The organism is Cetobacterium sp. ZWU0022 (assembly GCF_000800875.1).
Lineage (GTDB): Bacteria > Fusobacteriota > Fusobacteriia > Fusobacteriales > Fusobacteriaceae > Cetobacterium_A.
The window spans coordinates 1-14,476 of record NZ_JRJZ01000091.1 but is presented as its reverse complement, the minus strand read 5'-3'; the positions used below and the strand labels follow the sequence as shown (position 1 = coordinate 14,476).

Genomic DNA, 14,476 nt, shown 5'->3' with positions numbered 1-14,476 from the left:
ATCTCGACCACCTCTGGTTCGCATTTCCTCAGCTTAACCTGTTAGGGATAACTCTCAGCCAACTTTACCGAGCTACCATTAAGTTTAGTTAGAACTTAATCACATATCGGAGTATTATGGGAAGCGTTTCAGGGCGTTACTCCCTCATTCCACCTCTCAGTCATATAGTTCTCCACCTTTTGTTTATCGCTAAACTCCAGGTGTGGCATAGCTTTTCACTATGCAACGTGTCGCACCATCTCTTTCGGCTGGGCTTTAGTTGCAGGTAAAACTCTAGTTCCCAATCCCGCTGCAGGTATAACTGCTTTAGTTATTTTTTTCATTTTTTACTCCTTATTTTTAACCCAACTTTTATCTTATCTAATATAAAATAAAAATTTTCATTTTTTAAGCTTAACGATAAATAAACAATATTAATACTTATGAAGGATACTATACATGAATATATAAAGCTTCTTATTCCTAATTTATTTAATATATATAAAGAAATGCCCATAGACATAATTGAAACAAGTAAATTATTAAACATTATTTTATAATATTTTAACTGGTTTTGCTTAAATCCATGTTTAAATGTTATATATGGCATAAACCAAAAACAACCTAAAAGATACGATATTAGCGTTCCTAATATTATCCCTATAATTCCATATCGAATCCCTAATGTTATCGAAATTATTAAATTTAAAACTGCCTCTACTATCACTACTTTTTTTGTGCCATCGAATATCCCAAACCCATTTCTAAAAAGCTCTATCGGTTCTCTAACTATACGAATATAAAAATTTATCATCAACACGTAAAAAATAAAGCTATTTAAAATCGAATCTTTTCCAACCCATATAATCAGAAATTGGTTCATATTTTTTATAATACTAAAAGTACTAACTGTAGCTACATAAAATGATAACCAAGTTAAAGTCTCCCATAATTTGTAAATATTTTTTTGTGAATTTTCAACTATATAATTTCCTACAGCAGAATTTAAACTCCAAAATGTTTTTGCTATAAAACTAGCTACTAAACTTGTTACTAATACATAATTTGAATATTTTCCTAATATAGACACACCAATTAAATTAGTTATTAAAATATCATCTGTTTTATAAGTTATAAATAATGAAAGTTTGTAAACAAATGTAGTATATGTGTTTTTTAATAACTCAGGATTTAAATTTAACAACTCTTTCAAAGTAAAATTCTTATAAATAGATGCATCAATTTTTTCATATCTTTTTTTTATAAAATTATTTGTATAAAAATAATTTATTATTGTAATAACTGTAGTGAAAATAATCCAGCTCAAAAAAGATTTTGTTTTAATTAAGATACAGATCTGAAATATTTTATTTATAAAATTAAATATTGTATTTATCTTGGCTAATTTATACCCTTTTTGATCCGCATTTATTAATATATCTCTATAGCATAAGAAATACGAACTGACTGTCATTAAAATATATACAAAAAAATATAAACCAATATTTTTTATATTATTATTATTTATTAATTTATCAATAAACAATAATAACGACATAGATATAAAAAATATTACACTTCCTATTATTTGATAAATTCTTTTAAATAAAGTTAAAATTTCGCTTATTTTGTTATTATTTTTTTCTGATAATGGCTTATATAAAGAATATGTAACTGCTTGACTTACTCCCAATTCTCCTAACGAAAGAAAGCCAACGACACTCGTTAAAAACACGTTCAACCCTATATATTCATACCCTAAATTACTAACCATAACTTTTCTTAAAAAAAATGTTAAAATTATATTAATTATAAAAGAAATTATATTACTACTTATATTTTTAATTGAAGTTACTGATCTCATATTTTTATTGTAGAAAAATATCCTATATATGCTAAGATATCTTTTATTCTTCCTCTCTTAATATTATATTTTAAAAGCTGTTTCCATCTTTTCTTAAAATATATTTTTACCAATTCTTCATTATTTATTCCAAATTTTGAAAGGTTTAATAATCCTCGTGGAATCTCTTCTAAGAAAATGATATTACTCTGATTGCTCCATGAAGTGTCTCCCCACCTATTATGAATCATAATATCTGTTATCAATCCAACTTTATCATACTTCCCTGATAATATAGAATAAAATAGTGGATCCGAAAGTCTTCCGTGACATAACTCTCTACTTATTCCTTGCAATATTTCTTTCTTATAAACACAAGCAGTTATAAACATTAATGAGGTCTCAGAATATCTAAATATTTGTTCTACTATATTTGATTTATTTATATTTTCTGGAATAGCCTGTTTCATTACAACATTATCTAAAGTATCTATATATGCATCATGATTTATAAATATAAAATCATTTTGCTTTAATTCAATATAAACTTTTTCTAAAATTCCTTCCTCTAATTCATCATCGTCTCCTACAAACCAAATATATTCTCCTGAAGATAGTTCTAATAACTTTCTTAAATTTCCAATTAATCCAAGATTTTTGGAATTATAATTTAACTTTATATCTTTCATATCTTTTAAAGATTCAGACAATTTCATTTCATGATTTTTATCTGAATTATTATCACTAACTAAAATCTCTATTTGATCTTTATAATCACTTTCAACAAATTCTTTGTATATCTGTTGAATTTGAGCTATAACTTTTTCAGAACGATTATAGGTAGGCATACATATTGATAATTTAATTTTATTCATTCTTTTACTTCCCTTCAGAATTTTTCTAATCCTTTTTCTAATTTAATTTTATTTTTAAAGTTTGGTAATATTTCATATTTATCCCAAGGTATCATGACTTCTCTTTTACGATATTCTCTTCCACCCCAGTTTATATTTAATTTTTTTCCACTAAGATTTTCAAATAGCTCTATTACCTCTTTCAATGAATATCTATCTCCTGAAGCTACAGCATAGTTCTTATATTTTAAATCAGGATTCTCTATTAGATTTTTATAAGCTACTAGATATGCTTCAACTATGTCATCTACATGAACTAAATCTAAAATTTGTTCTCCTGGTGACATATTTAACTCTGTTCCTTCATCTGCAAATTTATTAAGTAAATTTATTAACTTTGGTCTCTTATCTTTTTCACCATAAGTATCAAATAGCTTTAATGTAATACATCTCAGCTCTTCTGCTTCAGTATAATACCTTATCAAATTTTGAAAAGCTTCTTTTGTAGCCGCATATAAATCAACTGGATTGTATTCTTCATTATTATAATGTTGCCAATATGTTCCTGTATTTACCAACAACTTTGTTTTTGAATACTTTATAGCTTCTAAAACTTCAGTTCCAAAAACTATATTTCCTTGTAATATTTTATGAATATCATTAGGTGTATGCTCTGTTATTATTGTTGAAGCTAAATGAAAAACAACATCAACTTCTATACTTTTTATATATTCCATAAGCTCATTAAAATTATCCTCATACTCATAAATATCCATCTTATTTTTTATATCTAGAACATTATCATAACCGAACTCTTTTTTAGTTATTAAAAATACCTTCCATCCTTCGTTTAGTAATCTTCTACACAAGTTAGAGCCTATAAATCCTGTTCCTCCTGTTACTAAAGCTTTTTTCATTACTTCTCACCATAATTACAAAATTTTTCTATTTGCTCTAGACATAAGTTATATACATCTTCATTTTTATATCTTTTATACCACTCTGTTGTTAGTTCTATACTATTCTCTATTGTTAAAGTTGGTTTCCAATCTAACTCGAATCTAGCTTTAGTTATATCTAACAATAATAATTTAGCTTCATGTAAAGCATTTGGATTAGATGAATCTTTTAACTCTCCACTTCCATAGAATTTTGTTACCATAGTTGCTACATCCCAAACAGGTACTATCGCATCAAGAGTTGGTCCAAAATTATATCCTTCACAATATTGCCCTGGATTTTCTATCATCTTTTGTCCTACTAATAAGTATCCACTAAGTGGTTCTAATACATGTTCCCAAGGTCTAACTGCCATTGGCATTCTTATATCTATTACTCTATTTTCTTCAAGAGCTCTAATACAATCAGGGATTATTCTATCCTTTGCCCAGTCTCCTCCTCCAATAACATTTCCAGCTCTTACAGAAGCAATACTTTTCCCATGTTTTTCAAAATCTTTCGGATTAAAGAAAGATCTTCTCCATGAACTTATAGCTATCTCAGCAGCACCTTTTGAAGATGAATATGGATCATATCCTCCCATAGGTTCATTCTCTCTATAACCCCAGATTTGCTCTTTATTTTCATAACATTTATCTGTTGTGATAAGAATACCTATTTTAGTTGCATCTGTTTTTCTTATCTCTTCCATAATATTAATGGTTCCCATTACGTTAACTTCATACGTCTCTACAGGGATATCATAAGATAACCTAACCAGTGGCTGAGCAGCTAAATGAAATACAATCTCTGGCTTATATTTTGAGAAAACTTCTGCTAATTTTTCCTTATCTCTTATATCTCCTCTTATATCAACTATCTTTTCTGATAAGTTAGATAATACAAAATTATCTTTCTCTGTATATGGATCTAAAGAATATCCAATAACCTCTGCTCCTAGCTCTTTTAACCAGATAGATAACCAAGAACCCTTAAATCCTGTATGACCTGTTACTAAAACTCTTTTACCTTTATAAACATTATTAAAGTTTTTTATCATCATTCTCTCCCTTAAAAATATAGGGTAGCTTTCGCTACCCTCTTACCATTTCTTCCAAGGTGCTACACCTGAATCCCACATCTCATTTAATTCTACATTATCTCTCAATGTATCCATTGGCTTCCAGAATCCTTCATGTTTAAATGAATTCATCTTTCCATCTTTTGCTAAGTTTTCAAGTGGAGCTTTTTCAAATATAGTGCTATCTCCAGTTGTAATATAGTTGAATACTTCAGGCTCACAGATGAAATATCCTGCGTTTATCCACATTCCATCTCCTGCTGGCTTTTCAGTAAATGCATTAACCATTCCTGTATTATCAATCTCTAGTGCACCAAACTTTCCATTTGGCTTATATGCTGTTACAGTCAGAGCTTTTCCACTAGCTTTATGAGCTTCAATAGATTTAGTTATATCTATATCTGATACTCCATCTCCATATGTTAATAGGAACGGTTCATTTCCTATATATTTTTGAATTCTCTTTACTCTTCCACCAGTCATAGTGTTTAATCCAGTATCTACAAGAGTAACTTTCCAAGGCTCAGCGTTACACTCATGAATCTCTATACTGTTGTTAGCTAAATCTATTGTCACATCAGAGTTATGCATAAAGTAGTTTGCAAACCACTCTTTTATAACATAAGCTTTATATCCACAACAGATAACAAATTCATTTATCCCATGCAATGAATAAGTTTTCATTATGTGCCAAAGAATAGGTTTTCCTCCGATCTCTACCATAGGTTTTGGTATTAAGTTTGTAGCTTCACTAAGTCTTGTTCCAAATCCACCCGCTAAAATTACAGCTTTCATTCTTCTCCCCCTATTATCCTAATACATACTCTCTTACTTTTTCTATCATAAAGTCTAACATCTCATTTGTCATTCCTGGGTATACTCCAATCCAAATAGTGTTATTCATTATAAAATCTGTGTTTTTCAAATCTCCCACAGTTCTAAATCCTTCACCAGTAGCTCTCATCTCATCAAACGCTGGATGCTTTATTAAGTTTCCTGCAAATAGGTTTCTTGTTTGAATTTTGTTAGCTTCTAAATGTTTTGCTAACTCAACTCTAGATTTTCCTGATGACTCTTTAACAGAGATTAAGAATCCAAACCAGCTTGGGTTACTATCCTTCTCTTTTTCTGGTAAAACAATTTTATCAGAAAGATCTTTTAATCCACTATATAATCTTTCCCAGTTATTTCTTCTAGCTTCAACTATAGCTGGTAACTTTTCTAATTGAGCACATCCGATAGCAGCTTGCATATCTGTAACTTTTAAATTATATCCAAAGTGTGAGTAAACATACTTGTGGTCATATCCAAGTGGAAGCTCTCCAAATTGCTTTGTAAATCTATATTGACAAGTATCATCTTTTCCACTGTCACACCAGCAATCTCTTCCCCAATCTCTGAAAGAGTTAACTAATCTAGCTAATTTAGAGTTATTTGTATAAACAGCTCCTCCCTCTCCCATAGTCATATGGTGAGGTGGGTAGAAACTTGAAGTTCCTAAATCTCCAATAGTTCCTGTTTTTTTCCATTCTCCATCTAGAAAATACTCAGATCCTAGAGCATCACAGTTATCCTCTATTAACCATAAATTATTTCTATCACAGAAATCTCTTACCTCTTTTAAGTTAAATGGATTTCCAAGAGTGTGAGCTACCATAACAGCTTTTGTCTTTTCTGATAAAGCCTTTTCTAACTCTTTTACATCTATGTTGTATGAAGGAATATCTACATCTACAAATACAGGAATTGCTCCATATTGAATAACAGGAGTTACTGTTGTAGGGAATCCTGCTGCTACAGTTATAACTTCATCTCCTCTATTGATTCTTCTATCTCCTAATGTTGGAGATGTTAATGCCATAAAAGCTAATAAATTTGCTGACGATCCCGAGTTAACTAAAGAACAAAACTTTGTTCCTAAATACTCTGCTAATCCCTTCTCAAACTTCTTAGCCCAAGGACCTGTTGTAAGCCAGAAATCTAATGATGAATCCGTAAGATTTACCATCTCTTTCTCATCAAAGAATCTTCCACCATAATTTACATATGTTTCACCAGGTACAAACTCTTTTTTATCTCCAAACTTTAATTCATATAACTCTTTAGTTTTTTCTAAAATTTCTTGTTTTAATATATCTATTCTTGTCATATTTTTATTTTTAGATTAAATAATCTAAAACCTCCCTAGTTATTTTATATATCTATTATTTCAATTTTTTTATAATTAAATTTTGTACTTAACATTAATATAATTTTTATCCAAATTTTAATTGAATATTTTTTTTGTTTTTTTAAAATTTCTCTAATAAGATTTTTATTTATATATTTTTCATTTCTATAAATATACCAAAGAGTATTTATCAAATAGCCATGTAATCCTTCCACATTCCATTCTCTATTATAATTTAAAATTTCATTTGCTATATAAATTTTATGTTGATAATTTTTTAACTTAAGAGTTGACATTATACTACCTTGCCTTTGTCTATACATATAGAATTTAACATCAAAGTATTTAACTTTTTTTGCCTTGGCAAGAGCTTGAATAAAAAATAAAGTATCTTCATGTAATAGTTTTTCTTTAAATTTTAAATTATTTTTTATCAAAAATTCTCTATTAAATATATCATCCCATACCTCTTCTCTAAAGGAATTAAATCTAATACATTTCTCTAAATATTCTTTTCCTGTTACTATTTCCATTTTTTTTATTTGTTCGTCTACTCTTCTTCCTTGAAAAATCTGATTATTTTCAAATTTTAAATAGTCTCCTACTATAATGTCCAAATTTTGATTTTTAACCTTTTCAAATAATTGTTCATATTTTTGAGTATCTATATAGTCGTCACTATCTATAAAAGAAATATATTCTCCTTTAGCTCTTTCTAACCCTGAATTACGTGCTCCAGATAATCCTTTGTTTTTTTGATTTATTACTATTGTTTCTTCAGGATACAACTCTTTATATTTCTCTATAATAATTTTTGAGTTATCTGGCGATTCATCATTTACTAAAATTATTTCCTTTTTTATATTCAATTTATATATTGATTTTAAACACTCTTCCAAATACTCTTCAACATTGTATATTGGAACAATAATTGATAAATCTATCTTCATACTTTTTCCTTTCTATGAGCTTAATTCTATAACTTTTACTCATTATATTTTGCTACTATTTTTTTTATATCTTGAGCACTATCTTTATGTGAAATTAAAATATTATCTCTATTTTTTACTACAATTAAATTTTTAACTCCTAGCAATGAGATAGTTCCACTATCACAAATAACTATATTATTATTAGCCTCATGTATTATAGCTTTTGTATTTCTTATTATGTTGCCATCTTTATCTGCTTCAAAAACTTCTGATAATGCTGTAAAACTACCTATATCATTCCATCCTATAGAAACTGGAATAACTTTTATATTTTTGGAATACTCCATTATCCCAAAATCAATTGAAATTTTTTCAAACTCTTCAAAATAAGGTTTTGCAACTTTACTTAATTCTCTTCCTGAAATATCATTCGTAATCTTTTTTCTTATTTTATTGAAAATTTCTGTATGTTCAGGCATAAGAACTTCGAAATTTTTAAATATTGTTTCAGTTGTAAAAATAAACATTCCTGAATTCCATAAATATTTTCCAGAAGATACATACTGCTCTGCTATTTCTTTATTTGGCTTTTCACGAAATCTTCTAACTTTGTATATTTCATTTAATTTTAAACTTTCATTATTATTAACTTCAATATACCCATAACCTGTTTCTGGTTTATCTGGTTTTATACCTAAAGTTACAATACTCGAATTTTCTTTTGCTTCATTTGCTCCTTTTAAAATAACTTCTCTAAAAGTTACATCGTCTTTTATTAAATGATCCGATGCTAATACAATCACTTCTATCTTTTCATCTAAATATTTAAACCTTTCCTGTATAACTATGGATGTATAACCTATGGCAGCAGCTGTATCTTTAAAAGCTGGTTCAATTATAACATTTTGCTCTGGTATATCTGATAACTCTTTCTTTATCTCTTCAGCCTGTAAAATATTAGTTGCTATAAATATTTTATCCGCTGGTATTATTGGTAAAACTCTATCTACAGTCTCTCTAATCATAGACTTATCTGAAAAAAGAGACAATAATTGTTTTGGTTTTGTTGGCGTTGATAATGGCCAAAATCTCTCACCACTACCTCCTGCCATTATAAGTGCTGTTAGCATTTCATAACTCTCCATTCTATAAAAAAATTAATTAAAAAAATTTAGCCTATTAATATTCTACTTCTCCCAGCTTCATTGCTTTTTTATTCAAATTATCTCCTCCTCTATTAACTTAAACTAATATTTTCTACAGAATATTTCATTATTATTTTTTGATACTCTTCATAATTCACTTCACTATTTGGCTCTTTAGAAATTTTTAAAATTCTACTTTTAATTTCTTCCAAATCATTACATAAAAAAGCTATATTTTTAGTCTTAATAAAAACTTCATTAAAATACTCATTATTTATTCCTATGATTTTTTTATATCTAAAAACAGCATCAAAAATAGCCCCACTAGCGACTAAAGAATAATTATCTTTTGGATAAAAATATAGTATATAATCCAAATCATTAACATATTCATTAAATCTATTTTCTGATAACATTTGAGTTCTTGATGGAATATTAACTTTACTTTCTGTTGGAATAATATTTTCAGTTATTTTTCCAATATGATATAATTCTATATTCGAAATTTGTTCTCGCTTTAAAAAAGCTTCTAATTCAAATAGATAATGACTATTTTTTTCTTTTGCTCCAACTCCAACTGTTCCCATTTTTATCTTTTCTTCAGACTTCTTTTTAATTTTTTTAGTTTTAAGAGAATACGGATGATTAATTGATTTTACTTTTCCTCTAAGCTCAGGCATTATTTTTAAAAGGTTTTTTTGAATACATTCTCCTAAAACTATGTATGATTTTCCATTATTAAATATTTTCAAAACCTTTCTTAAATAGGTGTTCAATTTAAAAATATTAAATTCTAATTTGATATTTTTTAAGTATCCATGCATTATGTATTCTACTTTATAATTTCTAAATAAAATTTTTGTGAAAATTATTATCTCAGGAAAAGCTGTTGTCACATATATTTTTTTTATTTTATTATTCTTTGCGACTTTAAAGCAAAACCAACAATTTTTAAAATCATTTAACAAATTTCTTATTCTATAAAATTTATTTTTTACAATTTTATTTACCTCAATTTTATAATAATCAACATCCACTATTTCTTTTTTTAATTTTTCCACTTGAAGAGATTCTCCAACATATAATACAATATTATCTTTTTGTACTATTTTTAAAAAATTTTTATTAAACTCCAAATGTTCCACATCTTTGGCCCAAGGATCAAATATTAATACCATTCATTCTTGTATGATATAAATAAAACTTTATACCATATCCTCCTTTTTTTATTTTATTTTGTAAACTGATGTATAATTGTATTAAACACTATAGACTTTTTTTCTTCCCATAGAATAAACTATTAGCAAGGAGTGTATTACTGTTTTATTCCAATTATTTATTGGTTGGATAAGTTCTCAAACTTTCATCTCACACAAGATTAAGAGAATAAATATCACAGTTCTATATTATTAAATCGAGGTAAGATCATTATTATTTGTATAGGTATTGATATTTCAAAGAAAAACATTTTACTTCTGTCATGGATTCTGACAGAGAAGTTCTTATAGAAGCGTTCTCATTCAATAATGATCAAGTTGAAGTCTCTTCACTTTTATCCAAAATATCTTCTTTTAAAAAGAAAGATATAGTTATTGGACTAAAATCAACCACTTTATTATGAAAAAAATCTTATATTCTTTCTATTTTCTTTGGGGTACAAAGTAGGAGTAATCAATCCTTTACAAATATTAATAGACAAAGTCGCTACTTACTTGATAATCAAAGCTGTAAGCATATCGCGTGACATTACAAATTTAGAACTGAAATCTTATTGTATATTCAGCTAATGGCTTATCTTGATCAATTGTTTACGAAGTTTCAATATTTTTTTAATTTTGAATTCATCTCAAAGTTTGCTACATTTTATTAAAAGAGTCTACTACTCCTAAAACTTTTCAGAAGTTCACCTTATATCGCTATTTTCTAAAGCTTCAAAAGACCATTTTGGTAAGGGTAGTAATAAAACTCTCTATGAGTATTGAAAACAAAGCCCTATCTACTCAAGTAATTCATGCTATCAAGAAAATCGAATTATATAGTAAACAATTTGTAGAAGTTGAAAAAATATCAAGAAATCAGTGGAGACTATTAACAATATCCCAGAAGCAGAAACTTTTAATGATGCTATGATTATCGCTGAAATTGAAAATGTTACTGTTTTTCTTATTTTTTATAAACTACTAGTGTATTATGGGCTTAATCCTTCTGTCAATCAGGCAACTTTATAGCTAAGAAAACTCGAATGTCAAAACGAGGCTCAAAAACACCGAGATATACCTTAATTAATATAGTTTTTAAATTGTTTAGCACAAATACAGAGTTTAAGCACAACTTAAAAAAGTAAAAAAATTTATGTGATAGGATATTTTTTTAGCTCGCACTATTTACTCTAAAATTATTTATGATTTATATGAATTACCTACTTAACAATTTACAGTTGCTCCCCTTTTATATTTTTTAGTATTTCTAGATATATTTTTTTTGAAGTTCTCCCATCTCCGTAAGGATTGTTAGCTTTCGACATCTCGATATATAAATCCCCTTCTAAAACCTTCATATATTTATAAACTTCTTCTGAAGATGTACCTATAAGTTTAGCCGTGCCTGCTTCTATAGCTTCAGGTCTTTCTGTGGTATTTCTCAACACTAAAGTAGGTTTTCCTAAACTAGGAGCTTCCTCTTGAACTCCACCAGAATCTGTCATTATATAGTGTGCTCCATCCATAATGCTTATAAATTCTAAATATTCTAACGGATCTATTAGAATTTTTCTACCAAATCCTTCTAATTCTTCTCTTATTACTTCTCTCACCAATGGATTCATATGCATTGGAAAAACTAAGTATAGTTCTTTATTTTCTTCTAAATATCTTCTTACTCCTTTCAATGTATCTCTCATCGGATTACCCCAATTTTCTCTTCTATGCATTGTCATAAGTATATATTTTTTATCTATTAAACCATACTTTTCTTTTATAAAATCTAAGTCTGCACTTCTGTTTTCTTTCACCCAATAAAGAGCATCGATAACTGTATTTCCAACTTTTTGAATATTATCATTTTTATATCCTTCAGCTAATAGATTATTAACATTTACATCTGTCGGAGCAAAATGAACTTTTGCTATATTTCCTATTAGTTTTCTATTAGCCTCTTCTGGGAATGGAGAGTAAATATCTCCTGTTCTAAGGCCTGCTTCTATATGCCCTACTGGTATCTTATTATAAAATCCTACGAGGGCACCTACAAAAGCTGATGTGGTATCTCCTTGAACTAAAATAAAATCTAATTTTTCTTCTTTTACAATTTCTTCAACTTTTTGAATTAATCTACTTGTTAACTCTGATAATCCTTGGCCTTCTTTCATTATATTCAATTCATAGTCAGGTTGTATTTCAAATAAATTCAACACTTGATATAACATCTCTCTATGTTGACCTGTTGAAATAACTTTAACATCAACTTTTGATTTCTTTAATTCATGATAGACAGGAGCCATTTTTATAGCTTCTGGTCTCGTTCCAAATATTAACCCTATTTTCATTTTATATTTGTATGGCAAATTTTCTACCTCTGCCTATACTTTCCTCCTATCTTAATAAATAAAATTTATGATGCTAGAATAAATATTCTTTGTAAAATTTTTTTTACTTAATTTTATCATTTTTATCACCTAAGAACCTTCTCCTTAAATTCTTCTATTTCATTGCTTTTTAAATCTCTAGATTCAAAATTTATTCACTTCTTTAATCTCAAGAAAAATATAACTTATTATTCTCTTAAGTCAAAAGAAATTATGAGAAAAATTCTAAAATCTATATAATATGTTCATTTAATTCTAAAAAAAAGTGAACTTATTAAAATAAAGCAAAGGGTTTTGAAGAAACTAAAAAGTCTTTATTTAAATACATACATAGTAGTTTATTTATCTACTAGCTGATTACCAAAATAGGCTACATAATTTATAAAGACTTAGCTTATCATCATAATCTATTACATCAATTTAACTATCCTAATCAAACTCTACTCTAATTTATTAAAAATAATGCTTTTATACACATATTCTCTTGTAGGCTTATAAAATATTTTTTTCAATAAAATCAATAAGCACAATATCAAAAACATCATCTTTAAAACTTTTAATAATTTATTAGTTTCTAAATTTTCCATTAAATATTGTAAAGGAAAGATCTGAAATAAAATTAAATACTCCATAAGTCTATTTAATATTGGAGATTCATTTATTATTAAAGATACCCCATAAATTAAAACTCCCATATTTAAAAAGTATTCTTTCTCTACATTTGTCTGATTCTTTTTTTCTATTAATGAAAGTATATATGCCATCAACATTATAATTGAAATAACTCCAGAGCCATCTGAAGGTGAATAGGCCATACTTGATTCTAAATAATATTTATAGTAAAAATTTATATTTGATTCTAAAATAAATTTAATTATTATTTTGATTATTTTTATTTTATATAATAAAAAACAAATAAATAAATAAATTATCATTCTATTTTTTCTTAAACATTTTAATTTTGCAATCGCATAAAAAATAATTATTAATAGACCACCAATAAAAAAACTAGAGTGAAACATTGCTGCTATAAATAAATATAAAATAGATGTTATCTTTATTTTTTTTAATGTTATATAATTCAAAAATATGTTTGCAAAACATAAAGAAGATATAGTTGATCTAATTGTATTAAATAAAGAAAATAAAAAATATGTTGTTGTTATTAGTATAAATAAATAAATTTCTATTTTTTCAATATATTTATTCCTATACAACTTCATTAAAAAATTATATAATAATACAGTCTGAATAAAAGAGCTGGTTATAAAAAATATTATTTCTTTATTCGTTATTACTTTTAAAAAGTTTATATAAAATAAAAATCCATTTCCCCTAATTGAATTAAACTCCTGCTCTCCTTTAAATATTTCAATATAGCTAAAATAATCATATCCTACTCCAAATTGAAATGCTAATAAAAAATATAAAATTCCCAAAGAAAAAAATACGCCTATTTTCTTTTCTCTTTTATCTAAAATCTTAATAAAAAACATACTTATAAGTAAATAAACTATATAAACCATAAAATCCTTTCCAATAAATAATATAACACTTCCTGATTTTTACTAATATACATTTCTGTGAATAATTTAAATTTTAACTTTCATAAATTTTTACTGCTTTTCTAATCTTCTTCTAAAAAATATATTGTAATCCAAATATAATTTAATTAAAAATAGAAATAAATCTTGTAAATCAAACCTTAAAACAAGTAATTTTATATCTAAATGAAGCTCTTGGAATAAAGAGTAAAAAACTATGACTAATTTAATCACACTCCTAAAGAAATATGTCCTTAATATAATAAATCTATAGCAATAGGTAAGGGGTTGAAATTATCTTCGCCTTTTTCCTTGCTCTATACCGTACATGCGACTTTCACCGCATACGGCGTTCCATCATAATTTTAAATTTTATTTATATTTAGAAAGTGTTTTTAATATTCTT

12 protein-coding genes and 1 pseudogene are annotated in these 14,476 nt (G+C 26.8%); 1 reads left to right on the top strand and 12 read right to left on the bottom strand.

The window, feature by feature from the left end; translation table 11 throughout:
- Positions 1-233: 233 nt before the first annotated feature.
- From L988_RS14120 to L988_RS08095, 10 genes and pseudogenes are all read right to left on the bottom strand, one after another.
- A pseudogene (locus tag L988_RS14120) lies at positions 234-323 on the bottom strand (UTP--glucose-1-phosphate uridylyltransferase); the annotation flags it as partial.
- Positions 320-1,753, bottom strand: coding sequence for a hypothetical protein (locus L988_RS08135; RefSeq protein WP_197053956.1), 1,434 nt, complete (start codon positions 1,751-1,753; stop codon positions 320-322). The pseudogene L988_RS14120 and the gene L988_RS08135, both read right to left, overlap by 4 nt.
- Before the next feature lie 86 nt (positions 1,754-1,839).
- A complete protein-coding gene (locus tag L988_RS08130; RefSeq protein WP_047383270.1) occupies positions 1,840-2,697 on the bottom strand; it encodes a glycosyltransferase family 2 protein in 858 nt (285 codons plus the stop codon).
- 14 nt (positions 2,698-2,711) lie between these two features.
- Entirely contained in the window at positions 2,712-3,593 is an 882-nt protein-coding gene (locus tag L988_RS08125) for an NAD(P)-dependent oxidoreductase (protein ID WP_047383269.1), read from the bottom strand.
- Entirely contained in the window at positions 3,593-4,675 is a 1,083-nt protein-coding gene (rfbG, locus tag L988_RS08120; RefSeq protein ID WP_047383267.1) for a CDP-glucose 4,6-dehydratase, read from the bottom strand. The genes L988_RS08125 and rfbG overlap by 1 nt, the downstream gene beginning before the upstream one ends.
- 42 nt (positions 4,676-4,717) lie before the next feature.
- Positions 4,718-5,491 carry a glucose-1-phosphate cytidylyltransferase gene (rfbF, locus tag L988_RS08115; protein ID WP_047383265.1) on the bottom strand — a complete coding sequence of 258 codons (774 nt, stop codon included), beginning with the start codon at positions 5,489-5,491 and terminating at the stop codon, positions 4,718-4,720.
- 13 nt (positions 5,492-5,504) lie between these two features.
- Positions 5,505-6,845, bottom strand: a complete 1,341-nt coding sequence (gene rfbH, locus L988_RS08110) for a lipopolysaccharide biosynthesis protein RfbH (RefSeq protein ID WP_047383263.1) — start codon at positions 6,843-6,845, stop codon at positions 5,505-5,507.
- Between the two features lie 44 nt (positions 6,846-6,889).
- A complete protein-coding gene (locus L988_RS08105) occupies positions 6,890-7,816 on the bottom strand; it encodes a glycosyltransferase (protein ID WP_052191760.1) in 927 nt (308 codons plus the stop codon).
- A 35-nt stretch (positions 7,817-7,851) separates the two neighbouring features.
- A complete protein-coding gene (locus L988_RS08100; protein ID WP_047383262.1) occupies positions 7,852-8,928 on the bottom strand; it encodes a mannose-1-phosphate guanylyltransferase in 1,077 nt (358 codons plus the stop codon).
- A gap of 107 nt (positions 8,929-9,035) precedes the next feature.
- On the bottom strand, positions 9,036-10,121 hold the full coding sequence (locus tag L988_RS08095; RefSeq protein WP_156111945.1) for a hypothetical protein: 1,086 nt from the start codon (positions 10,119-10,121) through the stop codon (positions 9,036-9,038).
- 302 nt (positions 10,122-10,423) lie between these two features.
- On the opposite strand from L988_RS08095, the gene L988_RS13665 reads away from it, so the two are divergent.
- The gene (locus tag L988_RS13665) at positions 10,424-10,564 is read left to right on the top strand and encodes a hypothetical protein (protein ID WP_156111944.1); all 141 of its coding nucleotides are present in this window, start codon (positions 10,424-10,426) and stop codon (positions 10,562-10,564) included.
- Positions 10,565-11,374: 810 nt separating this feature from the next.
- Here L988_RS13665 and wecB read toward each other — a convergent pair.
- Together wecB and L988_RS08085 are read right to left on the bottom strand one after the other, a co-directional pair.
- A complete protein-coding gene (wecB, locus tag L988_RS08090) occupies positions 11,375-12,487 on the bottom strand; it encodes a non-hydrolyzing UDP-N-acetylglucosamine 2-epimerase (RefSeq protein ID WP_047383273.1) in 1,113 nt (370 codons plus the stop codon).
- Between the two features lie 479 nt (positions 12,488-12,966).
- Complete coding sequence (locus L988_RS08085; protein ID WP_231549832.1) at positions 12,967-14,022, bottom strand: EpsG family protein; 1,056 nt, start codon at positions 14,020-14,022, stop codon at positions 12,967-12,969.
- Between the last annotated feature and the right edge of the window lie 454 nt (positions 14,023-14,476).